This window comes from Aeromonas sp. CU5 (assembly GCF_002586745.1).
In the GTDB taxonomy this organism is placed as follows: Bacteria; Pseudomonadota; Gammaproteobacteria; order Enterobacterales; family Aeromonadaceae; genus Aeromonas; species Aeromonas sobria.
The window spans coordinates 4,383,558-4,408,631 of record NZ_CP023817.1; the positions used below are offsets into that span (position 1 = coordinate 4,383,558).

25 protein-coding genes are annotated in these 25,074 nt (G+C 55.0%); 22 read left to right on the forward strand and 3 right to left on the reverse strand.

Annotated elements, in window-relative coordinates; translation table 11 throughout:
• Positions 1-12: 12 nt before the first annotated feature.
• On the forward strand, positions 13-762 hold the full coding sequence (gene trmD / locus CK911_RS19875) for a tRNA (guanosine(37)-N1)-methyltransferase TrmD (RefSeq protein WP_098972147.1): 750 nt from the start codon (positions 13-15) through the stop codon (positions 760-762).
• 32 nt (positions 763-794) lie between these two features.
• Complete coding sequence (rplS, locus tag CK911_RS19880) at positions 795-1,142, forward strand: 50S ribosomal protein L19 (protein ID WP_005313505.1); 348 nt, start codon at positions 795-797, stop codon at positions 1,140-1,142.
• A gap of 103 nt (positions 1,143-1,245) precedes the next feature.
• Here rplS and CK911_RS19885 read toward each other — a convergent pair whose 3' ends face one another.
• Together CK911_RS19885 and mutH are read right to left on the reverse strand one after the other, a co-directional pair.
• Positions 1,246-1,569 (reverse strand): isoamylase early set domain-containing protein, encoded by a 324-nt coding sequence (locus CK911_RS19885; protein ID WP_033135513.1) that lies wholly within the window; start codon positions 1,567-1,569, stop codon positions 1,246-1,248.
• An 80-nt stretch (positions 1,570-1,649) separates the two neighbouring features.
• The gene (gene mutH / locus CK911_RS19890; RefSeq protein ID WP_098972150.1) at positions 1,650-2,324 is read right to left on the reverse strand and encodes a DNA mismatch repair endonuclease MutH; all 675 of its coding nucleotides are present in this window, start codon (positions 2,322-2,324) and stop codon (positions 1,650-1,652) included.
• A 733-nt stretch (positions 2,325-3,057) separates the two neighbouring features.
• On the opposite strand from mutH, the gene rppH reads away from it, so the two are divergent.
• From rppH to CK911_RS19930, 8 genes are all read left to right on the forward strand, one after another.
• Entirely contained in the window at positions 3,058-3,585 is a 528-nt protein-coding gene (gene rppH, locus CK911_RS19895; RefSeq protein ID WP_042024265.1) for an RNA pyrophosphohydrolase, read from the forward strand.
• Between the two features lie 13 nt (positions 3,586-3,598).
• Positions 3,599-5,878 (forward strand): phosphoenolpyruvate--protein phosphotransferase, encoded by a 2,280-nt coding sequence (gene ptsP, locus CK911_RS19900; RefSeq protein ID WP_098972153.1) that lies wholly within the window; start codon positions 3,599-3,601, stop codon positions 5,876-5,878.
• A gap of 67 nt (positions 5,879-5,945) precedes the next feature.
• On the forward strand, positions 5,946-6,770 hold the full coding sequence (lgt, locus tag CK911_RS19905) for a prolipoprotein diacylglyceryl transferase (RefSeq protein WP_098972155.1): 825 nt from the start codon (positions 5,946-5,948) through the stop codon (positions 6,768-6,770).
• Positions 6,770-7,564 (forward strand): thymidylate synthase, encoded by a 795-nt coding sequence (thyA, locus tag CK911_RS19910; protein ID WP_098972157.1) that lies wholly within the window; start codon positions 6,770-6,772, stop codon positions 7,562-7,564. Before lgt ends, thyA begins: the two co-directional genes overlap by 1 nt.
• A 224-nt stretch (positions 7,565-7,788) precedes the next feature.
• Positions 7,789-8,979, forward strand: a complete 1,191-nt coding sequence (gene nhaA / locus CK911_RS19915) for a Na+/H+ antiporter NhaA (RefSeq protein WP_098972159.1) — start codon at positions 7,789-7,791, stop codon at positions 8,977-8,979.
• Positions 8,976-9,383, forward strand: coding sequence for a hypothetical protein (locus tag CK911_RS19920; protein WP_098972161.1), 408 nt, complete (start codon positions 8,976-8,978; stop codon positions 9,381-9,383). The genes nhaA and CK911_RS19920 overlap by 4 nt, the downstream gene beginning before the upstream one ends.
• Positions 9,370-10,302: a transcriptional activator NhaR gene (gene nhaR / locus CK911_RS19925; protein ID WP_042024276.1), complete on the forward strand. Its 933-nt coding sequence runs from the start codon at positions 9,370-9,372 to the stop codon at positions 10,300-10,302. Before CK911_RS19920 ends, nhaR begins: the two co-directional genes overlap by 14 nt.
• A gap of 51 nt (positions 10,303-10,353) precedes the next feature.
• Positions 10,354-10,656, forward strand: coding sequence for a metalloregulator ArsR/SmtB family transcription factor (locus CK911_RS19930; RefSeq protein ID WP_068977384.1), 303 nt, complete (start codon positions 10,354-10,356; stop codon positions 10,654-10,656).
• Between the two features lie 49 nt (positions 10,657-10,705).
• Here CK911_RS19930 and rpsT read toward each other — a convergent pair whose 3' ends face one another.
• The gene (gene rpsT, locus CK911_RS19935; RefSeq protein ID WP_005892298.1) at positions 10,706-10,969 is read right to left on the reverse strand and encodes a 30S ribosomal protein S20; all 264 of its coding nucleotides are present in this window, start codon (positions 10,967-10,969) and stop codon (positions 10,706-10,708) included.
• Between the two features lie 191 nt (positions 10,970-11,160).
• Between rpsT and murJ the strand changes: the two genes are divergently transcribed.
• The 12 genes from murJ (at position 11,161) to tapY2 (ending at position 25,074) form a co-directional block, all read left to right on the forward strand.
• Positions 11,161-12,723, forward strand: a complete 1,563-nt coding sequence (gene murJ / locus CK911_RS19940; RefSeq protein WP_098972163.1) for a murein biosynthesis integral membrane protein MurJ — start codon at positions 11,161-11,163, stop codon at positions 12,721-12,723.
• Positions 12,724-12,868: 145 nt separating this feature from the next.
• On the forward strand, positions 12,869-13,843 hold the full coding sequence (ribF, locus tag CK911_RS19945) for a bifunctional riboflavin kinase/FAD synthetase (RefSeq protein WP_042024287.1): 975 nt from the start codon (positions 12,869-12,871) through the stop codon (positions 13,841-13,843).
• Positions 13,843-16,707: an isoleucine--tRNA ligase gene (gene ileS, locus CK911_RS19950; RefSeq protein ID WP_098972165.1), complete on the forward strand. Its 2,865-nt coding sequence runs from the start codon at positions 13,843-13,845 to the stop codon at positions 16,705-16,707. Before ribF ends, ileS begins: the two co-directional genes overlap by 1 nt.
• Positions 16,707-17,216 (forward strand): signal peptidase II, encoded by a 510-nt coding sequence (lspA, locus tag CK911_RS19955; RefSeq protein WP_042024290.1) that lies wholly within the window; start codon positions 16,707-16,709, stop codon positions 17,214-17,216. Before ileS ends, lspA begins: the two co-directional genes overlap by 1 nt.
• An 8-nt stretch (positions 17,217-17,224) precedes the next feature.
• Entirely contained in the window at positions 17,225-17,677 is a 453-nt protein-coding gene (fkpB, locus tag CK911_RS19960; protein WP_172954116.1) for an FKBP-type peptidyl-prolyl cis-trans isomerase, read from the forward strand.
• Entirely contained in the window at positions 17,677-18,612 is a 936-nt protein-coding gene (gene ispH, locus CK911_RS19965) for a 4-hydroxy-3-methylbut-2-enyl diphosphate reductase (RefSeq protein ID WP_098972167.1), read from the forward strand. The genes fkpB and ispH overlap by 1 nt, the downstream gene beginning before the upstream one ends.
• A gap of 110 nt (positions 18,613-18,722) precedes the next feature.
• Positions 18,723-19,127: a type IV pilin protein gene (locus tag CK911_RS19970; RefSeq protein WP_098972170.1), complete on the forward strand. Its 405-nt coding sequence runs from the start codon at positions 18,723-18,725 to the stop codon at positions 19,125-19,127.
• A 3-nt stretch (positions 19,128-19,130) separates the two neighbouring features.
• Positions 19,131-19,700 (forward strand): type IV pilus modification protein PilV, encoded by a 570-nt coding sequence (pilV, locus tag CK911_RS19975; RefSeq protein ID WP_098972172.1) that lies wholly within the window; start codon positions 19,131-19,133, stop codon positions 19,698-19,700.
• Positions 19,697-20,695: a PilW family protein gene (locus tag CK911_RS19980; protein ID WP_098972174.1), complete on the forward strand. Its 999-nt coding sequence runs from the start codon at positions 19,697-19,699 to the stop codon at positions 20,693-20,695. The genes pilV and CK911_RS19980 overlap by 4 nt, the downstream gene beginning before the upstream one ends.
• On the forward strand, positions 20,692-21,129 hold the full coding sequence (tppD, locus tag CK911_RS19985) for a type IVa pilus pseudopilin TppD (RefSeq protein ID WP_042024298.1): 438 nt from the start codon (positions 20,692-20,694) through the stop codon (positions 21,127-21,129). Before CK911_RS19980 ends, tppD begins: the two co-directional genes overlap by 4 nt.
• Before the next feature lie 10 nt (positions 21,130-21,139).
• Positions 21,140-24,796: a pilus assembly protein gene (locus CK911_RS19990; protein ID WP_098972176.1), complete on the forward strand. Its 3,657-nt coding sequence runs from the start codon at positions 21,140-21,142 to the stop codon at positions 24,794-24,796.
• Positions 24,793-25,074, forward strand: coding sequence for a type IVa secretion system protein TapY2 (gene tapY2, locus CK911_RS19995; RefSeq protein ID WP_098972178.1), 282 nt, complete (start codon positions 24,793-24,795; stop codon positions 25,072-25,074). The genes CK911_RS19990 and tapY2 overlap by 4 nt, the downstream gene beginning before the upstream one ends.

Genomic DNA, 25,074 nt, shown 5'->3' on the forward strand with positions numbered 1-25,074 from the left:
CGGAGGTTTCTTATGTGGATTGGGGTGATTAGCCTCTTCCCTGAAATGTTCCGAGCCATTACCGAGCACGGGGTAACGGGTCGGGCCGTCAAGAGTGGCCTGCTGCAGATTGAGTGCTGGAACCCCCGGGAGTTTACCTACGACAAACACCGTACGGTCGATGATCGTCCTTATGGTGGTGGGCCCGGCATGTTAATGATGGTTCAGCCGCTGCGTGACGCGATTCATGCAGCCAAGCAAGCGGCGGGAGACGGGGCGAAAGTCATCTATCTCTCCCCTCAGGGACGCAAGCTGACTCAAGCGGGCGTAACCGAGCTGGCGACGAATCAGAAACTGATTCTGGTAGCCGGTCGATACGAAGGTATCGATGAACGCGTGATACAAACCGAAGTCGACGAAGAGTGGTCTATCGGGGATTACGTGTTAAGTGGTGGCGAGTTGCCTGCCATGACCCTGATCGATGCGGTTTCGCGTCTGGTCCCCGGGGTCTTGGGTGATCAGGCCAGTGCCGAGCAGGACTCCTTCACGGATGGCTTGCTGGATCATCCCCACTACACTCGGCCAGAGGTGTTGGATGGATTGGCAGTGCCCGAGGCGCTGACAAGCGGCAATCACGAAGTGATTCGACGCTGGCGTCTCAAGCAATCGCTCGGACGAACCTGGCAAAGAAGGCCGGAACTTATTAACAACCTAGCTCTGACTGACGAGCAAGAATCACTTCTTGCCGAGTATGTCCGCGAAGTGCGTGACAGCGTTAAGTAGAGTTTTCAGTTTATCCTAGGTAAGGAAAGACAATGAGCAAGATTATTCAGCAGCTTGAACAAGAGCAACTGCGTACCGACATCCCGGCTTTTGCCCAGGGCGACACCGTACGTGTTCAAGTGCGTGTTAAAGAAGGTGGCAAAGAGCGTCTGCAGGCTTTCGAAGGCATCGTTATTGCCAAGCGTAACCGCGGTCTGCACTCTGCTTTCACCGTTCGCAAGATCTCCAACGGCGAAGGTGTTGAGCGTGTATTCCAGACTCACTCTCCGCTGATCCACAGTGTAGAACTGAAGCGTCGTGGTGATGTTCGCCGCGCCAAACTGTACTACCTGCGCAACCTGTCCGGTAAAGCTGCTCGTATCAAAGAGAAGCTCAACTAATTCGATTCGAATTAGTGTCGATATGTCGGCAAATAGCTCGACAGGTAGTGAAAAGGCTCGCCAATGGCGAGCCTTTTTTGTATCCGGTTCTTGGGTTGAGTCTCTATTGGATGACGCGTACCACCGAGTTGTCGCGCCCGAAGGGGCCAGGCACATAGTCATCCGCTTCCCAGTCATTTTCGTAGAGAGTTTCCCCTGCCGGCGTGATGAGCTGGTAGCAATATTCGAAGTAACCCGGGCCGTCGGTTGGCAGATTGAGAGTGGCTTTGAACTCGCCGCTCTTCATGCGTTTCAACTCGACCGGTTGCCACTGGGTGAACTCGCCAATCAGCATCACCTGCTCCGCGCCTGCGGCAGCCTCTTTCTCTACGGCAAAGGTCACCTTGACCTCGGGCTTGGACTTCAAAAACTGTTTGATCAGTGGCATGACGCCTCCTTGTCTGTGAGTTAAAAATGGCTCCTGACTATTTTTATACCACCATATGACAAAGATGTTGATAAGGCAGATCAAGTCGGCAAGGCAAAATAGCGTTGCAGCAGGCTGTGGGTGAAGTCGATCTTGAGATAGAAGCCCCGAGGCAGGGTCATGATGGGTTGACCATCGCGGCCGATGGCGCGAGTCAGTGCCTTATTGTTGGCAGCCTTGGGGCGCAGCTGCATCACCTGGCCGTGGCGAGCGCTGATCTGCTCCACTTCCCCCAGCACTATCATGTCCATCAGCTCTTCCCAGTCTTGGCGCAGAAGCCGATCTTCCTCTTCATTCGGGCTCCACATCAGCGGCATGCCGACCCGCCGCTCGCCAACCGGGATCTCCCTGCTGCCTTCCACCGGGATCCACAGTACCCGGGAGAGCTTGTTGCGCACGTTGGACTCCTCCCAGTGTTGACCGCTGACACCGATCAGTGGGGCAACGCAGACGAAGGTGGTCTCCAGCGGTTTGCCCTGAGGATCGATGGGGATCGTCTTGAGCTCGATGCCGAGGTCCGGGAAGTCCTGCTCCGGCCTGCTCCCTGCGCTGGCGCCTAGTTGCAGCTCGATCAACTGACCGACCCACCCCTTGTCACGACGCAGATCTCTGGGCACGGCGACGCCAGCTTCTGCGGCCAGTTGTGCCAGCGTGAAGCCAGCCATGGCGTAGGCCCGGCTCAATAACTCCTGTTCGGATTGAGGATTGCTTGGCATGTTTGGCTCCATCTTGCTCGCCATAGTCTAACAGGGGAGGATCCTGAGATGGATCGCTGTTTTTATAACCGATCCAGAGTGGATAAGATCAAATACCGAGAATCTGGGGGTTATTGGCTCATCACAATGATTTTAAAGGGTTTTATATATTTTATCGAGTGGCGATCCTGGCACTGCTTGAGCTCTAAATAGTTGTCCAAGGGTTTGTTCATGATGTTACACACAGTTATCCACAGAAATCTTGGATAAGTGGATGAAAGTGGGATGAGTCTCTGAGATGTTACAAAAAATTGTGAATGCAACCCCATTTTTACCCTGCTAACCGAGTAGATACTGTGCCACTCCTGTGGATAATTTGGTCGCGGTGGATCTTTGAACAGTTGAACTTGTTCACAATCAGGATCGTGGATCCTGCATGGATGATGCGAGGGATAAAACGCCGGTTTTTATAGTTTAAGTCTATGTATATTAATTGTTTTTTTGTATTCCTATGGCGTGGTGGAACAGGCTGGCGTTTTTTTGTTATCGTCAAAAAGTACTGTATATACCCGTTTGCTAACAGCTTTATGCACAGTCTGGGTGGGCAACTTGGGCGGGAGGATCGTTGAATTTGTTTATAACTATGTTTGAAATGGAAAGTTATTCATGAAACAGGGGATTCACTCCCTGTTTGCTGCCACGGAGTGAATGTGGAACAATCTCCTTATAGATTCAGCCTTTATAAGGTGATCACGTGATTGATGGCGACGGATTTCGTCCCAATGTCGGTATCGTGATCTGTAACCGTGAAGGACAAGTGTTGTGGGCTAAACGCTATGGGCAGCACTCCTGGCAGTTTCCGCAGGGGGGAGTTGATGATGGTGAAACGCCAGAGCAGGCCATGTATCGAGAGCTGTATGAGGAGATTGGCCTCAAGCCCGAAGATGTGACCATTTTGGCCACCAGTCGTAACTGGCTAAAGTATCGTTTACCCAAACGTCTTGTCCGCTGGGACAGTTCACCGGTCTGTATTGGCCAAAAGCAAAAATGGTTCCTGTTACAACTGGGTCAGGGCAGGGAGTCGCGGATCCAGTTCGGCTGTCATGGCCATCCTGAATTTGACGATTGGCGTTGGGTCAGCTTCTGGTACCCGGTACGCCAGGTCGTCTCGTTCAAGCGGGAGGTTTACCGCCGGGTCATGACAGAGTTTGTCCCGCTGGCGATGCCGGTGCCGGCAGTACAGGTCAACAAGAAGGATGGACGGCGTAACCGTCCTCGTTAAGGAGCACTATTAGTTGTTAACGGAGCTGAGACGTATCGTCGAGAGCATGGCCGAGGCTAACACCCTCGAGCAGGCCCTGCAGGCCCTGGTAAGCCAGACCCGGCAGGCCATGGCCGTAGACTGCTGCTCTGTGTACGTCTCGGAACCCGAGATGCGTCGCTATCGCTTGGCTGCCACCGACGGTTTGGCATCCTCTGCGGTCGATAAGGTGACCCTGCCATACGAGCAGGGCATCGTCGGATTAGTGGGCCAGCGAGAAGAGCTGATCAACCTGGCCGATGCCCCCGCTCACCCCAGTTTCAAATTCCTGCCCGATGTTGCCGAAGAGGCGTTTCGCTCCTTCCTCGGCGCCCCCATCATGCACCAGCGTCAGGTAGTCGGCATTCTGGTGGTGCAGCAGAAGGAGAGTCGCCGCTTCGATGAGGGGGAGGAGTCCTTCATGGTCACCCTGGCGGCCCAGCTGGCAGCGCGTATCGCTCAGGCGCAAGCCAAGGGGTGGCTGCAGAAGACCGACTGGAGCAAGCCGCTGCGTGGCATTGCCGGGGCCAGCGGCATCGCCATTGCCAAGGCTTGGGTGTGGCGGCCGCGCAAGGCGCTCTCGTCCATCACCCCGCGCAAGGATGAAGAGCATGGGAACCAGCTGGCGCGGCTGGAGCTGGCTGTGGAGGAGGTTCGTCACGATCTGGAGAGCCTAGCGCTGCGTTTTCGCGAGAGTTACAGCCAGGATTCGGTGGCGATCTTCGACATCTACCTCCATCTGCTGAACGATCCCGGCTACATCAAGCCCATTCGCAACAAGGTGAGCAAGGAGCACTGGACGGCCGTGTCGGCGGTCAAGCTGATCAGTGATCGTCTGATCGAGCAGTTCAAGGGGATGAAGGACCCTTACCTGCAGGAGCGCTCCACCGACGTGAAGGATATCGCCCAGCGGCTGATCAGCCGACTGGTGCAAAATGAACCGGAACATATCGCCATCGGCGAGCCGGTGGTGCTGGTTGCCGATGAGGTGACCGCCACGATTCTGGCAGAAGTACCTCGCGAGTATTTGACCGGGGTGGTATCGCTCAAAGGGGGCACCAACTCCCACGCGGCCATTCTGGCCCGTGCCATGGGGGTGGCCGCCATCATGGGGGTCGATCTGCCCCTTGGCGACATCGGCGGTCGTATGTTGGTGGTCGATGGCTACAGCGGCGATCTCTTCATCGAACCCAATCAGGTGATCCTGACCGAGTATCGCCAACTGCTGAACGAGGAGCGGGCGCTCGATACCCTGGTGCGCAGCGTCGATAACCTGCCATCCGAGACCGCCGATGGCACCAAGGTCTCTCTGCTGCTCAACGCCGGGCTCAGTGCCGATACCGAGATCTCCCTCAACCAGCTGGCGGACGGGGTCGGTCTCTATCGCACCGAGATCCCCTTCATGCTGCAGGAGAGCTTCCCCTCCGAGTGGGAGCAGACTGCCCGCTATCGCGGCATTCTTGAGACCTATCGTAACCGGCCGGTCTGCATGCGGACGCTGGATGTGGGGGGCGACAAGCCGTTACCCTATTTCCCCATCGTCGAGGAAAATCCCTTCCTTGGCTGGCGGGGGATCCGGATCACCCTGGATCACCCCGAACTGTTTCTGGTGCAGCTCAAGGCGATGCTGCGGGCCAGCGAAGGACTGGACAATCTGGCCATCATGCTGCCGATGATCAGCAGCGTTAGCGAAATCAAAGCCTCCCGTCGTCTGCTGGATCAGGCGTGGCGGGAAGTATCGGAAGAGGCGGCGAGCCGCGATGCGGTGATCCGCTACCCCAGCCTCGGGGTGATGATCGAGGTGCCCTCAGCCCTCTTTATCTTGCCGGAGATGGCGCCGCTCATCGACTTCTGGTCGGTGGGCAGCAATGATCTGACCCAGTACCTGCTGGCGGTGGATCGCAACAACTCCCGGGTTGCCAACATCTACGATGCGTTCCATCCTGCGGTGATCCGCGCCCTGCAACAGCTGGTTGATGCCTCCCACCGCTACCAGAAGCCGGTGTCGGTCTGTGGCGAGCTGGCCGGTGATCCGGTCGGTGTGCTGCTGCTGCTCGCCATGGGCTATCGCCGCTTCAGTATGAACACCCACAACATCGCCCGTATCAAGTACGTGCTGCGTCAATCCACCCTGAGCGAGTTGACCGAACTGATGGCCGATGGTCTCAAACATGACAATCCCCACGTGCTGCGCGGCCTGTTTGCCCGCTATCTGGAGGAGCACGGTTTGGGTGGCTTGCTGCGGGCCGGTCACAAAACGAAACAGAGTGATTGATAATCATGCCTTGTCCCTGCTGACGAATGATCGGAAAATGCGGCTTTTCTTATGACTGGGGCCGCTTATGCAGCACGATGGATATTGGGTTTTCTCGCAGATTGATCCCGTAGCATTCAGTTTGGGACCACTATCGGTACGCTGGTATGGTCTCATGTACCTGTTTGGTTTCGCTTTTGCCATGTGGCTTGCCGGCCGTCGCGCCGATGCACCGAACAGCGGCTGGACCCGTAACGAGGTGTCGGACCTGCTGTTCTACGGCTTCCTCGGGGTGATCCTCGGTGGCCGTGTCGGTTACGTGCTGTTCTACAACTTCGATCTCTTCCTCGCGGATCCCACTTACCTGTTCAAGATCTGGACCGGCGGTATGTCGTTCCACGGTGGTCTGATCGGGGTTATCACAGCGATGATCTGGTTTGCCCACAAGACCAAGCGCCACTTCTTCACCGTGGCTGACTTTGTGGCGCCGCTCATTCCGTTTGGTCTCGGCGTTGGCCGGATCGGCAACTTCCTCAACGGCGAGTTGTGGGGGCGGATCACCGATGTGCCTTGGGCCATCATCTTCCCGGAGGCGGGCTCCGAGCCGCGTCACCCTTCCCAGCTCTACCAGTTCGCACTGGAAGGGGTGGTGCTGTTCATCATCCTCAACCTGTTCTGGCGCAAGAACCCGCCGCGCGGCGCCATCTCTGGCATGTTCCTGCTGTTCTACGGCCTGTTCCGCTTCCTGGTGGAGTTTGTGCGCCAGCCGGACAGTCAGCTTGGTCTCTACTTCCAGGAGATCAGCATGGGTCAGATCCTCTCCACCCCGATGATAGTGGTTGGTGCCCTGATGATTTGGGTTGCCTATAAGCGCCCGCAGTTGTTTGGTAATGCCGTGAAGGAGGCGAAATAATGCGAGCTTATCTCGACCTGATGCAGAAAATCCTCGATGAGGGCACCGTCAAGTCAGACCGTACCGGCACCGGTACCGTCTCCCTGTTCGGCCATCAGATGCGCTTCAATCTGGCGGAAGGTTTCCCGCTGGTGACCACCAAGAAGTGCCACCTGCGCTCGATCATTCACGAGCTGCTCTGGTTCCTCAATGGCGATACCAATACCGCCTATCTGAAGGAAAACGGCGTCAGTATCTGGGATGAGTGGGCAGACGAGAATGGCGAGCTGGGGCCGGTTTACGGCGCTCAGTGGCGCTCCTGGCCTGCGGCCGACGGGTCTGTCATCGACCAGATCCAGAAAGCGGTGGATGACATCAAGCACAACCCGGATTCGCGTCGCATCATCGTCTCCGCCTGGAACGTGGGCGAGCTGGACAAAATGGCGCTGGCCCCCTGCCACGCCTTCTTCCAGTTCTATGTGGCGGACGGCAAGCTCTCCTGCCAGCTCTACCAGCGCAGTTGTGACGTGTTCCTCGGCCTGCCGTTCAACATCGCCAGCTACGCCCTGCTGACCCATATGATGGCCCAGCAGTGCAACCTGGAAGTGGGTGACTTCGTCTGGACCGGCGGTGATGTGCATCTCTACTCCAACCACATGGAGCAGACTGCGCTGCAGCTCGCGCGCGAGCCGCGTCCGCTGCCGCAGTTGGTGATCAAGCACAAACCGGACTCCATCTTCGACTACAAGTTCGAGGATTTCGAGATCGAGGGTTATGACCCTCACCCCGGGATCAGGGCGCCCGTCGCCATCTGATCGAAAGGCGCCTCAGGGCGCCTTTTTTATGCAGCTGAATAATTGAAAATTCACTTTATTGATTAATAAGACGGTAGTCAGAGACGAGGCGAAAACCCGCCTATAGCAGGTATGTTCTGTTTTGCCTTCGGTTTTTTCGTTGTGTTGGGCAGCAAGAAACGATTTTCCATTGGTTGTTGCAGGATATAGACTCAAATCAAAGCAATACGGTGGAAAATTTAACCATGAGTGACGTAATCAAAAAGTTCCTGAAGCTGGAGGCTGCCTCCGGAATTATTCTGATCATGGCGGCCATGCTGGCAATGATTTTAGCCAATACCGCGCTGGCTGGCGGGTATCAGGCGTTTCTCGACACGCCGGTGCAGGTGCGCATCGCAGCCCTCGACATCAACAAGCCGCTGCTGCTGTGGATCAACGATGGCTTCATGGCGATCTTCTTCCTGCTGGTTGGTCTGGAAGTGAAGCGTGAAATGCTGGAAGGGGCGCTCTCCACCCGGGTGCAGGCGACCTTCCCGGCGATTGCGGCGGTGGGCGGCATGCTGGCTCCGGCCCTGATCTACGCCTTTTTCAACTACTCGGATGAAGTGGCACGCGCTGGCTGGGCGATTCCGGCTGCGACCGATATCGCCTTTGCCCTCGGGGTGATGGCGCTGCTCGGCAAGCGGGTGCCGGTGAGCCTCAAGGTGTTCCTGCTGGCGCTGGCCATCATGGATGACCTCGGTGTAATCATCATCATCGCGCTCTTCTATACCCAGCAGCTGTCGCTGGAGGCGCTGGCCATCGGTATTCTGGCAACCCTCACCCTGTTTTGGATGAATCGCCGCGGTGAGGATCGGATCAGCCTTTACATGCTGGTCGGTCTGGTGCTCTGGGTGGCGGTGCTCAAGTCTGGCGTCCATGCGACCCTGGCAGGTGTGGTAGTCGGTTTTATGGTCCCGCTGAATGGCAAGCGTTACGCTTCGCCGCTCAAGTATCTGGAGCATCAGCTGCACCCCTGGAGTGCCTATCTGATCCTGCCGCTGTTTGCTTTTGCCAACGCCGGGGTATCGCTGGAGGGGATTGGTCTGTCAGCGCTGATGAGTCCGGTTCCGATGGGGATCATGCTGGGGCTGTTTATCGGCAAGCCGCTCGGGGTGTTCACCATCAGCTGGCTGTCGGTCAAGCTGGGCATCGCCCAGTTGCCGCCCGGGGTCAACTTCAAGCAGATTTTTGCGGTCAGCATCCTCTGTGGCATCGGGTTCACCATGTCGATGTTTATCGCGTCGCTTGCCTTCGAGCACGGTGGGCTGGATTACGGCAGCTACTCTCGCCTCGGGATCCTGGTGGGCTCCACCATGGCGGCGGTAGTCGGCTATCTGGCCTTGCGCATGGCCCTTCCCAAGGGTGAAGGGGAACAGAGTACGGAGGGACTATGAAGCTGCATACAGGGTTGTTGATGCTGTTGTTGAGCCCCGCGGCCTGGGCCGGCGGGCTGGAGGATTGCAAGCAGGACGCCGCTTCGGCGAACTGCTCTGCCTATCTGAACGGAGTGGTAGACAGTGCCCTGCTGCTGGGGGACAAGCAGGCCAAGGCGCGCTTTGGCGAGACCTTTTCCGAGCGGGCACTGAGCAGTCGGGCTGGCGAGATGGTCAAACATTCCAACAAACGCTATTGCGCCGAGCGAATGCCGGACAAAGTACGCCTAAAGGCCAGCCTGATGGAGCAGTTTGGCGCGAACAAGGTTGACTCGGTCAGCGACATGTATGACATTCTGGCGGTTGAACTCAGCTGCTACCGGAGTCCGCGAACAGCGGGAACCCCATCGGATGTCACACCTTAACTACAACCATCTCTACTATTTTTGGATGACTCAGAAGAAGGGCTCCGTTACCCAGGCAGCGGAAGCCCTTTTTTTGACCCCGCAAACCGTCACCGGTCAGATCAAGCTGCTGGAGCAGCGGCTCGGTGGCAAGTTGCTCAAGCGCAAGGGGCGATCACTAGAGGCGACCGAGCTCGGTCAGCTGGTGTTTCGCTATGCCGACAAGATGTTCAGCCTCTCCTACGAGATGCTCGATATCGTCAACTACCGCAAGGAGAGCCAGATCCTGTTCGATGTCGGCATCGCCGATGCCCTCTCCAAGCGCCTTGCCAGCCGCGTGCTGCTCTCCGTTATCCCCAACGATGGCTCCATCCACCTGCGCTGCTTCGAATCGACTCACGAGCTGCTGCTGGAACAGCTGAGCGAGCACAAGCTCGACATGATCCTCTCCGACTGTCCGGTGGACTCCAGCCAGCATGCGGGGCTGCTCTCCAAGCGCTTGGGGGGCTGTGGCGTCAGCTTCTTCTGTAAGGCACCATTGCCCGAGAAGCCCTTTCCTGCCTGTCTGGAGGAGCGCAAGCTGCTGATCCCCGGCCGCCGTACCGCCATGGGGCGCCAGTTGACTCAGTGGTTCGAGCAGCAGGGGGTGTCACCCAGCATCCTCGGTGAGTTTGACGATGCGGCTTTGATGAAGGCCTTTGGCTTCTTCAATCAAGGGATTTTTATGGCTCCCACCATCTATCGGGAGGAGATCCTGGAAGGGGAAGGTGTCATGTTAATCGGTGAAACCCTGGATTTGATGGAAGAGTACTACGTTATCTTCGCTGAGCGGATGATCCAGCACCCGGCGGTTAAACGGGTCTGCGAGAGTGACTTTACCTTCCTGTTTGCCGGGCAGGAGAACTTCTCGACCATTCAGCCAACGACCCTGTCGTTTTAAAACGATGTGTCAGCACGTATCATTGACGATAAGCGGCAGAGGAGAGATGTGATGCAACTTGAAGAGATGGAGGCCAATGCGAGTCAAGCGGTGGCCTTGCTCAAGGCGCTGGCCAATGAACGGCGGCTGTTTATCTTGTGCCAATTGCTGGAGCGGGAGCTATCGGTGGGGGAGCTTAACGAGCGGTTGGGATTGAGTCAGTCTGCCTTGTCACAGCATCTGGCGCTGTTGCGGCGGGATGAGCTGGTGACGACGCGCAAAGAGGCCCAGACGGTCTACTATTCGCTGCGCAGCCATGAGGTGCGTGAGGTGATCAGTTTGCTGCATCGACTTTATTGCAGCGCAGATAAATAAAAAACCGGCACGAAGGCCGGTTTTTTTAGCGTAAGTCAGCCGAGGCTGATTAAGCCATAGCTTTGATCTGGGCAGACAGGCGGCTCTTGTGACGAGCAGCTTTGTTCTTGTGGATCAGGCCTTTAGTAGCCATGCGATCCATGATCGGCTGAGCGGTAGCAAAAGCAGCTACGGCGGCAGCTTTGTCGCCAGAAGCGATTGCAGCAATTACTTTCTTCAGATAGGTACGGGTCATTGAACGACGGCTGGCGTTGTGTTGACGACGTTTCTCTGACTGAATCGCGCGCTTCTTAGCAGATTTGATGTTAGCCAAGGTAAAACTCCTAAAACTGTCTTAGCGAGTGTATTGAAAAGGCCCGGAAATATGCCTTCTCAACCACATAATGTCAAATGATTTGTGCAAATAAACACCGCCTCCCGGTGGTGTGTCAGTTGGGAGGCGGTTAAACTGTCGGCCGATTCTAGCAGCATTCTTTTCATTCTGACAGTTCCAGAGGCCTCGTCTTGAGTAAGAAATTGATCAAATCCGGCATGATAGTGTCCGGAATGACCCTGGTGTCCCGTGTAATGGGCTTGGTTCGTGATGTTGTCATCGCCAATCTGCTCGGTGCAGGTGTGGCCGCCGATGTCTTCTTCTTTGCCAATCGCATCCCCAACTTTTTGCGCCGATTGTTCGCTGAAGGTGCTTTCAACCAGGCGTTTGTCCCCGTGATGACGGAGTACAAGAAAAATGGCGACGAGCGCGAAGTGCGTGAATTGCTGGCCGCGGTGGCGGGTACGCTGGGGGGCATAGTGACTGTGGTCACCCTGCTCGGGGTGCTGGGTTCGGGTGTGCTGACCGCACTGTTTGGCTGGGGCTGGTTCTGGGACTGGCTGCATGGCGGGCCAGCGGCTGAGAAGTTCGAGCTGGCCAGCCTGATGCTCAAAATTACTTTCCCCTATCTCTGGTTCATCACCTTTACCGCCATGGCGGGGGCCATCCTCAACACTTTCGGCCGCTTTGGGGTCTCCTCGTTCACGCCGGTGTTTCTCAATCTCACCATGATTGCGGCAGCCTGGTGGATCGCGCCCCTGATGGATAGGCCAGAGATAGCCCTCGCCATCGGTGTCTTTCTGGGTGGTCTGGTGCAGTTCCTGTTCCAGTATCCCTTCCTGCGCCAGATCAACATGCTGGTATGGCCCAAGTGGGGTTGGCATCACCCCGGGGTGGTGAAAATTCGCACTCTGATGATCCCGGCGCTGTTTGGCGTCTCGGTCAGTCAGATCAACTTGCTGATCAACACTATGCTGGCTTCCTTCCTCGCCACCGGCGCCATCAGCTATCTCTATTACTCGGATCGCCTGCTGGAGTTTCCCCTCGGCCTGTTTGCGGTGGCGATCAGTACCGTGATCCTGCCTGCGCTGGCCAAGAAGCATGTGGATGCTGACCCGGCCGACTTCTCCCGCACCATGGATTGGGGCGTGCGGATGGTGATGTTGCTTGGATTGCCTGCCATGGTCGGCATCGCGGTGCTGCGCGAGCCCATTCTGCGGGTGCTGTTCATGCGCGGTGAGTTCGGCATGCATGAAGTGGCCATGTCCAGCGCCAGCTTGCTGGCCTCCACCACCGGTCTGCTCTCCCTGATGCTGATCAAGGTGCTGGCACCGGGCTATTACGCCCGTCAGGATACCCGAACGCCGGTGCGGATCGGGGTGATGTCGATGATCGCCAACATGGTGTGCAACATCGCATTCATCTTTCCGCTCGGTTATGTGGGGCTGGCGCTCTCGACCGCCTGCTCCGGTACCCTGAATGCGGCACTGCTATTCAAGGGGTTGTATCAGCAGGACGTTTACCGTCCTTCCCGCAATACCGGGGTGTTCTGTCTCAAGTTGCTGGTAGCGACGGTATTGATGGGGGGGCTGCTTGCCTATCTGTCGCCGGATCTCGCCCAGTGGGGGGCGTGGAGCATGGGCAAGGCCAGTTTGCAGCTGACCATGCTGCTGGTGCTGGGGGCTGGGCTCTATGCCGCTGTGCTGCTGGTGCTGGGTGTTAGACCACGACATCTTAAATCTGGTCAGCAGTAGCGTTAGCCCTAGGGGCGATGCGGGAATGTGTCACTGGTGCGCGCGATTTGCTCCAGATAGCTGAAATAGGACCATGAGGGCTGACCCTGCCTGCTGCCTGTTATATAATCCGCCGATTTCCATGGCAGCAACGCACAAGGCACTGATGGAGCTTATTCGCGGCATTCACAATCTCAAACCCCGCCACCGGGGATGTGTATTGACCATTGGTAACTTTGATGGGGTTCATCAGGGTCACCATGCGGTATTGGCACGTCTCAAGGCGAAAGCGGCCCGACTGGGATTGCCTGCCTGTGTCATGTTGTTCGAACCGCAGCCGCTGGAGCTGTTCGCCGGTAGTGATGCGCCAGCTCGCCTTAGCCGGTTGCGAGAGAAGTACGAGGCACTGCAAGGGCTGGATATTGACCGGCTGCTCTGCGTGCGCTTTAGCCAGCGCTTTGCCGAGCAGGCTGCTTCGACCTTCATCGAGCAGTTGTTGGTGGAGAAGCTCGGGGTGCGCTATCTGGTGGTCGGCGACGATTTTCGTTTCGGCAAGGGACGGCAAGGGGACTTCCACCTGCTGGAGGAGGCGGGTCATCGCTTCGGGTTCGAGGTGATCAGTACCCAGAGCTTCCAGCTCGAACGGCAACGGGTCAGCAGCACACTCGTACGCGAGGCGCTCAAGGCGGGCCGGATGGCGGAAGTGGAGCTGATGCTCGGCCGCCCCTATACCATCAGCGGCCGGGTGGCCCACGGCGACAAGCTGGGGCGCACCATAGGTTTTCCCACCGCCAATCTGGCCCTCAAGCGCCAGGTGATCCCGGTCGGTGGCGTGTTTGCGGTGGAAGTGATATGTTCCGGCAAGACCTTCCCCGGTGTAGCCAATGTGGGTGTACGGCCGACCTTGAGCGGTACACAAGCCAGATTGGAAGTACATCTATTTGATTTTTCTGGTGATCTATATGGTCAACAGGTCAAGGTGCTGCTTCGCCACAAGCTGCGCGAAGAGCAGAAGTTTGCCTCTTTCACTGCCTTGAAAGAGCAGATCGAACGAGATGCCCTGGCAGCCCGAGCCTGGTTCGGGCTGCCACAATTCAATTTACCCAGCACTCTTTTAGAAAAGAAGGGAACCCAGGACTGATGAGCGACTATAAACACACCCTGAATCTGCCGGAAACTGAGTTTCCGATGCGTGGCGATCTGGCCAAGCGCGAACCCAACATGCTGAAACGTTGGTACGATCAGGATCTCTACGGCGCTATTCGCCGCGCCAAAGCGGGCAAGCCTTCTTTCATTTTGCATGACGGCCCCCCCTATGCGAACGGCAATATTCACATCGGTCACTCGGTCAACAAGATCCTCAAAGACATCATCATCAAGTCCAAGGGCCTCTCCGGTTTCGACTCCCCCTATGTACCGGGTTGGGATTGCCACGGTCTGCCCATCGAGCTGAAAGTAGAAGGCATGGTCGGCAAGCCAGGTGTGAAAGTCTCCGCTGCCGAATTTCGCGCCGAGTGCCGCAAGTATGCCAAGACCCAGATCGACGCACAGAAGACCGACTTCATCCGTCTGGGCGTGCTGGGTGACTGGGACAACCCCTACCTGACCATGGATTTTGGCACCGAAGCCAACATCATCCGCTCCATGGCCAAGATCGTTGAAAATGGCCACCTGCACAAAGGCTCCAAGCCGGTGCACTGGTGTACCGACTGTGGCTCTGCGCTGGCTGAAGCCGAAGTGGAGTACTACGACAAGAACTCCCCCTCCATCGATGTGCGCTTCAAAGCCGTTGACGAGGCGACCGTGGCCGCCAAATTTGATTGCGCCGAAGGCCACAACGGCAAGGGCCAGATCTCTGCAGTGATCTGGACCACTACCCCGTGGACCCTGCCAGCCAACCGTGCCATTGCCATGCACGCCGATCTCGACTATGCGCTGGTGCAGGTCGAAGGGGAGCACCCGGAGCGTCTGATCCTGGCCGCTGAACTGGTCAAGGATGTGATGGATCGTGCCGGTATCGAGCGCTTCCATAACCTGGGTTATGTCAAGGGTGCGGCGCTTGAGCTGCTGCGCTTCAACCACCCCTTCTACAGCTTCGATGTGCCGGTGGTGCTGGGTGACCACGTTACCCTGGATGCCGGTACCGGCGCCGTGCACACCGCCCCTGGCCATGGTCAGGAAGACTTCGTGGTTGGCCAGAAGTACGGTCTGGAAGTGGCTAACCCGGTTGGCAGCAACGGCGTTTATCTGCCGGATACCGAACTGTTTGCCGGCCAGCATGTATTCAAGGCCAACGCCTCTGTGGTCGAAGTGCTGACCGAGCGCGGTGCTCTGCTGCATCACAAGGTATTCAACCACTCCTACCCGCACTGCTGGCGCCACAAGACCCCGATCATCTTCCGTGCCACTCCGCAGTGGTTCATCAGCATGGAGCAGAAAGGCCTGCGCCAGCGCGCGCTGGAAGAGATCGAGCGTATTGAGACCGATGGCCTCAACAGCGAGCTCAAGCAAAGTGGTTGGGTTCCGGCTTGGGGTAAAAACCGTATTCAGGCGATGGTCGAGAACCGCCCGGATTGGTGTATTTCCCGTCAGCGTACCTGGGGCGTGCCTATTTCGCTGTTTGTCCACAAAGATACTCAGGCGTTGCACCCCGAATCCGTGCGCCTGATGCACGAAGTGGCCAAGCGAGTCGAGCAGTCAGGGATCCAGGCATGGTGGGATCTGGACAAGGCCGAGCTGCTGGGCAGCGATGCCGACATGTACGACAAGGTGCCTGACACCCTGGACGTCTGGTTCGACTCAGGTTCCACTCACTCCTCCGTGGTGGATGCTCGTCCCGAATTCAACGGCAAGTCAGCAGATCTCTATCTGGAAGGTTCTGACCAGCACCGTGGCTGGTTCATGTCCTCCCTGATGATCGGCGTGGCGATGAAAAACAAGGCGCCTTACAACCAGGTGCTGACCCACGGCTTCACCGTGGATGGTCAGGGTCGCAAGATGTCCAAGTCCATCGGTAACGTGGTCAGCCCGCAGGACGTGATGAACAAGCTGGGTGCCGATATCCTGCGTCTGTGGGTAGCGAGCACTGACTACACCGGCGAGATGACCGTCTCTGACGAGATCCTCAAACGCTCTGCCGATGCCTATCGTCGCATCCGCAACACTGCCCGCTTCCTGCTGGCTAACCTGAACGGCTTCAATCCGGCGACCGACATGGTGGCGCCTGCCGACATGGTAGTGGTGGATCGCTGGGCTGTGGGTCGTGCCAAAGCGGTGCAGGCCGAGATCATGGCGGCATTCGACGAGTACAACTTCCACGGTGTGACCCAGAAGCTGATGCAGTTCTGCTCCATCGAGATGGGCTCCTTCTATCTGGATGTGATCAAGGATCGTCAGTACACCGCCAAGGCTGACAGCCTGGCCCGTCGCTCCTGCCAGACTGCCCTTTATCACATCGTTGAGGCCATGGTGCGCTGGATGGCACCGATCATGAGCTTCACCGCTGACGAGATCTGGGCACTGCTGCCGGGTGAGCGCGGCGAGTTCGTCTTCACCGAAGAGTGGTATGACGGCCTGTTCGGGCTGGCTGCTGGTGAAACTCTCAACGACGATTTCTGGGCCGAGATCCTCACTGTACGCGGTGAAGTGAACAAGGCGCTGGAAGTAGCCCGTGGCGAGAAGCGTATCGGTGGCTCCCTGCAGGCCGAGTTGACCTTGTTCGCCAAACCGGAGCTGGCTGCGCGCCTGAACGCCTTGGCCGATGAGCTGCGCTTCGTGCTGCTCACCTCCAAGGCCAAGGTGGTGGTGGCTGACTCTGCGCCTGAGGGCTCTGTGGCGACCGAGCGTGATGACCTGTGGCTCTGCGTCGCCCAGTCTGCTGCCGCCAAGTGCGACCGCTGCTGGCACCATGTGGAAGACGTGGGCACCATCGCCGGTCACGAAGAGATCTGCGGTCGCTGTGTGACCAACGTTGAGGGTGACGGCGAAACTCGTCAATTTGCCTGATGAACATGACTCACAACGCGATGCATAACAAAACCGGCCTGCGTTGGCTGTGGCTGGCGGTGCTGGCCTTTGTACTGGACCAGGCGAGCAAGCTCGCCGTGGTCAAGTTGCTGCCATTTGGTTACCCGGGGGTGGAGATCACCCCCTTTTTCAATCTGGTCCATGTCTACAACAAGGGCGCTGCATTCAGCTTTCTGGCTGATCAGGGGGGCTGGCAGCGCTGGTTCTTCGCGGTGCTGGCGTTTGCCATCTGTGGTCTGCTGATCCACTGGCTGCGCAAGCAGTCGGTGACCCAGCGTTGGAGCGGCATCGCCTATTCCCTGATCATCGGTGGAGCCCTTGGCAACGTCTTTGATCGGTTGGTGCTGGGCCATGTGGTTGATTTCCTCGACTTTTACTGGCAGCGTTCCCACTGGCCAGCGTTCAATCTGGCTGACAGCTTCATCTTTATCGGGGCTGCCATGATAGTGCTGGAAGGCTTCCGCTCCGAGAAGAAGGAGGTGGCATGAGTCAGCCTATCGCCGCTGAGATTACAGCCAACAGCAGCGTGCTGTTCCACTTCTCCATCAAGCTGGAAGATGGTTCGGTGGCCGACAGTACAGCGCTGCAGGGCAAACCGGCCCGTTTGCGGATGGGGGATGGTAGCCTGACGCCCACCTTCGAGCAGTGTCTGCTGGGCCTCTGCGAAGGGGAGAGCAAGAGCTTTACGCTGGCGCCCGAGCAGGCGTTCGGCCTCTCCAATCCCGACAACATCTACCATCTCGACCGTGCCAAATTTGGCGCCGATGTGGAGCCAAAAGTCGGTACCATCATCCTGTTCGATCAGCCCAACGGCAGCGAGCTGCCGGGCATCATCCGAGCGGTAGCTGGGATGTCGGTGACGGTCGATTTCAACCACCCACTGGCCGGGCATACTGTCACCTTCGAGGTGGAGATCCTGAGCGTTGATGACGAGGAGAAGGTGCACTAATGGATATTCTGCTCGCTAACCCTCGTGGTTTCTGCGCTGGAGTTGACCGTGCCATCAGCATTGTCGAGAGCGCGCTGGAGAAGTTCGGTGCCCCCATCTATGTCCGTCACGAAGTGGTGCATAACCGCTATGTGGTGAACAAGTTGAAGGATGCGGGGGCGGTCTTCGTCGAGGAGCTCGATGAGGTGCCGGACGACAGTATCGTCATCTTCTCCGCTCACGGCGTGGCCAAGTCGGTGCGCGAGATGGCCAAGTCCCGTGCCCTCAAGGTATTCGATGCCACCTGTCCGCTGGTGACCAAGGTACATATGGAGGTCCATCGCGCCAGCCGCAAGGGCTCCGAGGCTGTGCTTATCGGTCACGCCGGTCACCCTGAAGTGATCGGCACCATGGGGCAGTACGAGAATCGCGAAGGCGGCATGTATCTGGTGGAGACACCGGAAGATGTGGCCAAGCTCACGGTGAAGAATCCGGATGACCTCTGCTTTGTCACCCAGACCACCCTGAGTGTGGATGAGACCTCGGACGTCATTGACGCGCTGCGCCAGCACTTCCCCAAGATCCAGGGGCCGCGCAAGGACGACATCTGCTACGCCACCCAGAACCGTCAGGATGCGGTGCGGGAGATGGCGGGGCTGGTGGATTTAATGTTGGTAGTTGGTTCTCGCAACTCATCCAACTCCAACCGGCTGCGCGAGCTGGCCGAGAAGGTGGGCACCACAGCCTATTTGATCGATGATGCCACCATGATTGAGGCTGCTTGGCTCACCGGCATTAACGCCATCGGCGTGACGGCCGGTGCCTCTGCACCAGATGTGTTGGTACAGCAGGTTATCGCCCGTTTGCGTGAGCTGGGTGGCAAAGCGGTGGCCGAGCATCCAGGTCGTGAAGAGAATGTGGTATTTGAGGTTCCTCCCGAACTTAGAATAATTTGAGTGCAGCCAGGAAGGCTTAAGAATAAAGTGCAATGATGATGACGCCGGGTTTGTTCTAGTGACAGGCTCGGCGTTAAACTTATCTCGCAGTCAGTCACCAAGGATGGGATATGATTGGATACTCTCGTGGTTTTTCTCTTATTGAGCTGATGATTGTCGTCGCTATTGTGGCGATTCTCGGCACCATTGCTTACCCCTCTTATCAGCAATATGTGCTGAACACTAATCGTGTCGAAGCGAAAGCCATGCTGCTCAATGCAGCTAATCGACAAGAAACCTACTTTATGGATTTCAATCAGTACGCTTCCTCTGCTACTGCGTTGGGTATGAGTGCTGCATCTGATACGGGGCTCTACCAACTCGCCATCACAGTGTCAGGCAATTCCTACACCTTGTCAGCTACCGCGAAAGCTACGACAGCTCAGGCCAAGGATACCGACTGCACGGTTTTCTCCATCAATCAGCTTGGTGTCAAGAGTGCCTCCGGTGCGGCTAGCAGTAGCTGCTGGGACTAACTTATGGCCATTCATCGCCCATTACATAACAAAGGATTCAGCCTGCTGGAGGTGATGATCACTGCGGTCATCCTGTCCCTCGGGCTGCTCGGCCTGGTTGCCTTGCAGACCCACTCCAAATTTGCCAGTTATGAGGCTCGCCAGCGTACTATCGCCAGCTGGCTGGCTAACGATATGGTTGAGCGGGTACGGATAAATCGTGATAGCTGGAGCGCATCCGGTGCCGTAACCGTCAATCTTGCGGCCAATCTGCCACGCCCTACTTGTGCTTTGGCTGATGGCACTATCAGTGGCTGTAGTGCTGCCGATTTACGTGCTGCCGACCTTCACTATTGGCAGCAAGCCTTGTTTGGGGTCAGTGTTTCGGGGGCGGCATCCTCGTTGAACTCTCCGGTAGGGTGTGTAGTGCGGCGAGCCAATAATGTATTGGCTGTCGGGATATTCTGGGCTGGCAAGCAAGCTCTATCCGATGGTGGGGGAGTCGGTACGGCTGCGACGCTGATCAATGAGTGTCAGTTATCTACAACAATCGATGCAGCGAGGCGCCAGTTTATTCTGACGACGACGTTATGATATCTCGCGGATTTACTCTGGTTGAATGGCTTATCGCCATGACAATGGGCTTGTTCTTATTGGCGGGAGTTTTTTCGGTCTTTGTAATATCTCGCTCAAGCTCTGAAGATGCATTTGATCAGAGTGAATTACAGGAAAATGGTCGACTGGCTATTCGACTGATTAGCCAGGATATCAAATGGGCGGGTTTCTTTGGTGCCTATACAGGTCAGTCCACCCAAGTTGGTCCATCACTTTCGCTCAGTGCTGGCAGTACCATTTTATCAACCAGTGATTGTCTGGATGAGCGCTCTATAGGTAGTTTGCCATCAAATGCTGGCCCCGCCAGAGGAGTGTGGGTGAGTCGGGTGTCAGCATCTAAAGGGCTTGCCGGGTTCGCTTGTATTCTGGTGGCTGACCGGGTGGCAAATACGGATGTAATCAGTATCAAACGGTTGGTCGGTCGACCTATTCCTGCGACAGAAAATTTGGATGCAAATCGTTTTTATATGGCGACCAATAGTCAAGAGGCGAGAGTCATCAAGGGGAGTGAAACCAGACCACTCTTTGGGGCCAATAATGAAAGCCAGACTTGGGAATATCAGCACTATATCTATTATTTGTCACAAGATAATGGCGTTCCGGTGCTGCGTAAGCGCTACCTGACCGCCGATGGTGGATCTTCCCTGATCGGTGGCGCAATGGCTGAAGGGGTGGAACATATGGTGTTGATGTTCGGCGTCGATGATTCAGTGATCCCCGATGGGCGTATTGATAGATATATGTCAGCAGACCAGATGACCGCCCAGCGCTGGAATGAAGGGCGTGTATTAGGTGTTCGACTTTTTATATTAATCAGAGCAGCGAAAGAATCAGCACGTTACAAAAATAACAATACCTATCAACTTGGTAATCTGCCACCAATCACAGGCAATGGCGATGGCTATCGCCGCCTGCTGTTGGAAAGCAGTATTGCATTGCGTAACCAGCAAATTGTTACCCGGAGTGGAACATGAGATCGTTTCAACAACAGCAGGGTATTGCGTTGATAGTCGCGCTGGTCATTCTGGTTCCCTTGACTTTGATTGCAGTGGTGGTCATGCAGTCCAGTGGTATGAGCCTGAAAATGGCCGGTTCCGGTGCCACTCTGCAGCGAGCGGAACACGAGGTTGAAGGCACCTTGGAATCAGCATTGGGAGAGGCGGGTCTGTCAGCACAAATTGCAACGCAGGCGATAGGTGTTTCAGCGGCAATTGGCACAATAACCCCAACCACGACCCTCACAATCAACACCGAAAGTGTCTGCAAGCGGAAATTTGAAGCCAGTAGCCAGAATGTGACACCAGCCTGTCGTTATGCTGAGGCCACCACATCCAGTGCTTATGGCAAGGTGAATAGCCAAATGAACTTTACTGCCGGGGTGGAACAGCCTCTGCTAAGTGCCAATTAGGGAGCAAGTTATGAACATAAGGATCTGTTTGCTAACAAGCTTGCTGGTGTTATGTAGCAGTATCTCCAGCACATCCATGGCGGTAGGGACTGGCTATTCAGACGATACCGAATTATTTGTTTATGATTTTGCCAAGGCAGGGGATTTTAGGCCAAAGGTTCTGTTTATATTTGATAACTCGGGAAGTATGAGAAATACAACCGAAGTTGCTAAAGAGCCTTATGACCCATCGAGAAATTATCCATCATTGTCTAGCGATCCTGATGTTAATAATAGCAATCGATTCATCTACTTCTCTACTGATGGAAAAGTGCCTGCTATCAACAGTACAAAAAGATTCCGCGAAGTATTAAATGCTTGTGCGACATCTAAGAATGCTTTAAATAGCATTGGTCGGTTTCAGTCAAGGGTGTGGGGGTACGAGATAACATCGGGAAGCCCACCGGGTAATGGGACTGGTCGTTGGCGTTCACTGAATGATTTTACTGTTGCCAATATATCCGTTGCTGACTGCCAACAGGATATCGATGAAAAAAACCTTGTTAATACACAAGGTTTTACCACAGGCTTACCAATAAATAAAACTGATTCTCGGCGAGGGAGTTGGTATTACACCAATGACGTTACTAAAGCCTTATCTAATGGTAGTGCTACACAGATATCTATGTTTACTGCAAATTATGTGCGCTGGTATTATGGAGCTACAGGTGTATCAGAACAAACTCGATTAAAGGTCGCTCAGGATGCAGTCAAGGAATTAGTGTTGGCTACCCCCGCAGTCGATTTTGGCTTGGCTGTTTTTAACTATAATGATGGGGATGAACCTGGAAGTAGGAATGGTGGTAGAATAATTAGAAGTATTGTTGGTAATGATGCCGTTCTTACATCAGGAAAAACGGGTGCACAGGATTTAATCGATAAGGTTAATAGCTTAAGCTCCGACACGTGGACTCCCTTGTGCGAGACATTATATGAGTCATACCGTTATTTCGGCGGTATTGCTGTCCACTTTGGTGATGATGATGCTAACCGTAATCCTAAGCGCGACGCTAACGCGGAGTCGCCTGCTGGCACTTACAAATCGCCTTATGACAAATGTTCAAATAATGGCTATATCATTTATATGACAGATGGTGAACCCACCAACGATTCTGCTGCTGATGCTCTTGTGTTGAGTATGATGAATACTTTACCTGCCGCAGACCGAGCCGCATATGGTAGTACCGTAGGTTACGGAACTTCAGGTGCGAGAAGCTATCTTGCCGCGCTTGCCGGATATATGAAAAATAATGATGTTAATACATCCGCAGCGGGAAAACAGACGGTCACTACCTTTACTGTTGGTTTTGGTGATGAAGCTATCAAGGGGGCGGGTGCTTTGTTGGCAGAAACTGCCCGTCGTGGCGGTGGTAACTATTATCCGGCCACCGATGCGACTCAGTTGAACGAGGCGTTAAAGTCTTCATTGCTAGCGATTTTAAAAATGAATACCTCACTGGTTTCGCCTGCGATCGCCACCAACAACTTTGACCGCACTCGCAGCCTGAATAATATTTACTATGCCATGTTTGAACCGGGGGCTGGCCCGCGATGGAAGGGAAATCTGAAAAAACTGGTTCTGAATCCAGATAAGGGTTATGTAGTCGATCAGAGTGGCTTACCTGCCATCTCTGGCGATGGTACGATCCTGGAGTCAGCTAAAACACATTGGTCTTCCACCAGTGACGGTAACAAGGTTGCCGAGGGTGGAGTACAAGAGATGTTGGCAGCCAAAACCAACCGAACCCTTTATGTTATCCCTCCTTTCACCAATACATTAAGCGCATTTAGCAAGTCTAACCTTGAAAGTATGGCGGGTGGGGCTATTCAGTTACGCACCGTAATGAATTTAAATAGTACTGATAGCATGGATGACCTGCTTAATTGGGCCAATGGAATCGATGCATTTGATGAAAATCAGGATGGTGAAAAAACGGAGATTCGGGAACATATTCTGGGTGACCCGTTACATTCTCGGCCATTAGTGATCAATTATGGCTGTACAAAGTTAACAGGACAGGCATCATGCACACCTGACCTGCGAATCGTGATGGGGAGCAATGCTGGCTTCTTGCATATGTTCAAAGACAGCGGTGCCACAGTTGATGAGAGTTGGGCGATCATGCCCTACCAATTTATTGCCAATCAGAAGGCGTTACGGGAGAACCTGGATTCATCGGTACATCTCTATGGTGTGGATTCATCACCTACAGTACTGGTCAATGAACAAGTCAAAGATGGTCATATCAAGTCGTCACAAGGTGACAAGGTGTGGTTATTTACCGGGCTACGGGGTGGTGGCCAGGCGTATTATGCTTTGAATATATCCAATCCAGATTCCCCCTCGCTAATGTGGCGGCTGGATAAAAATAGCGCTGGATTTGGCAAGCTCGGTGAAACCTGGTCGATCCCCGAGGTCGCATTTATTCCCGGCTATTCGACAGTAGTCAATGGTAAAAATATCTATAAGCCAGTTTTGATTTTCTCGGGTGGTTACGATCAGGCAAAAAGCTACTTAGGGCAGGGGGCTGAGGATAGCGAGGGGTTAGGGGTTTATATTGTTGATGCTGAAACAGGGTCCCTGTTATTCAGTTTTACCCCGGATGCCAATAGTGCAACGAACAAACAAATATCAGGTTTGACATACAGTATGCCGGGCTCTGTCTCAGTGTTGGATAGTGATGGGGATGGTATTTCAGACCGAATTTATGCGGGCGATACTGGTGGCCAGATCTGGCGTATCGATATGAAAGGAACAGATAAATCCAAGTGGACGGCGATCAAGTTTGCCAGCTTGGGTAATGCTCATCTGACAGGGACTGCAAAAAAACTGGAAGATGATCGCCGTTTCTTTACTCAACCAGTATTGGTGCGCACCATCAATAAAGGCTGGAAATATGATGGGACAAATTATCTCTACAGTGAGCGCCCGTTTGACGCCGTGCTGATTGGTAGTGGTGATCGTAATCGTCCCTCCTCAGAAGCCATCACCAATAATGTTTATGTGATGCTCCGTGACTACAATGTCAGTCCGAGCTTGTTTGGCGGTACGTCTGAGCCATCAGTGCCATCAAGTATCACGTTGAACGACCTCTACGATGTGACCAGCGATCCATTTACCGGTTTGAATGAAGAGCAGATCGTTAATACAACCAAGGCTCTTACCAGCAAACAAGGGTGGAAATTCTGGCTCAATGAAAGCGGTGAAAAATCCATGGGAGCTGGCTTGGTGTTACAAGGCAAGCTCTACTTCACCTCTTTCCTGCCTCAGGTGCAGGACTTCCAGCAATGTACCATTCAATCTATCGGCGCCATGCGTCAATATATGATTGATATGCACTACGGTACATCGTTCAAATATGTGTTGGATAGTAACAATCAGGAAGTTATTCAGCGTTACGTAGAGGTGCAAAATAAGGTCGCTGATGACCTGGTTATTCATGGTGGTGATGATGGCCGGATTAGGATCATCGGTGGTGCTCCGGGTAAGGAGGTCATCCTTAAAGATGAGGGGGAAGGAGAGCCTGAACGCTGCACCGGAGAAGGTGAATGTTCACAAGGGGCCGAGGAGGCCAAAATGGATATGTCTCCCAAGAAAATCTATCTTTATGAAGGAGAGCAGGGATGAAACGCATGCTGCTCTGGCTGGTGAGCTTACCCTTGTTGGTACAGGCTCAAACTGAAGACATAAAATGTTATGTCACTCTGGAAGGTGGCGTGCAGATGGTGTTGCAGCAGCCGGTTGCTGATACCAGCAAGGTGAATCTGGACCGGGTTTTTAAATTAAAGGGTTATGAGATTGATGGTGTGGTGCGCCCGGTGATAGAGGTGATCGAGTGCGTCCCCCTGGCGGTAACCTTTTCGCTGGCTGCTGCAAAAAAACAAGACGACATTCAACCCAGATAG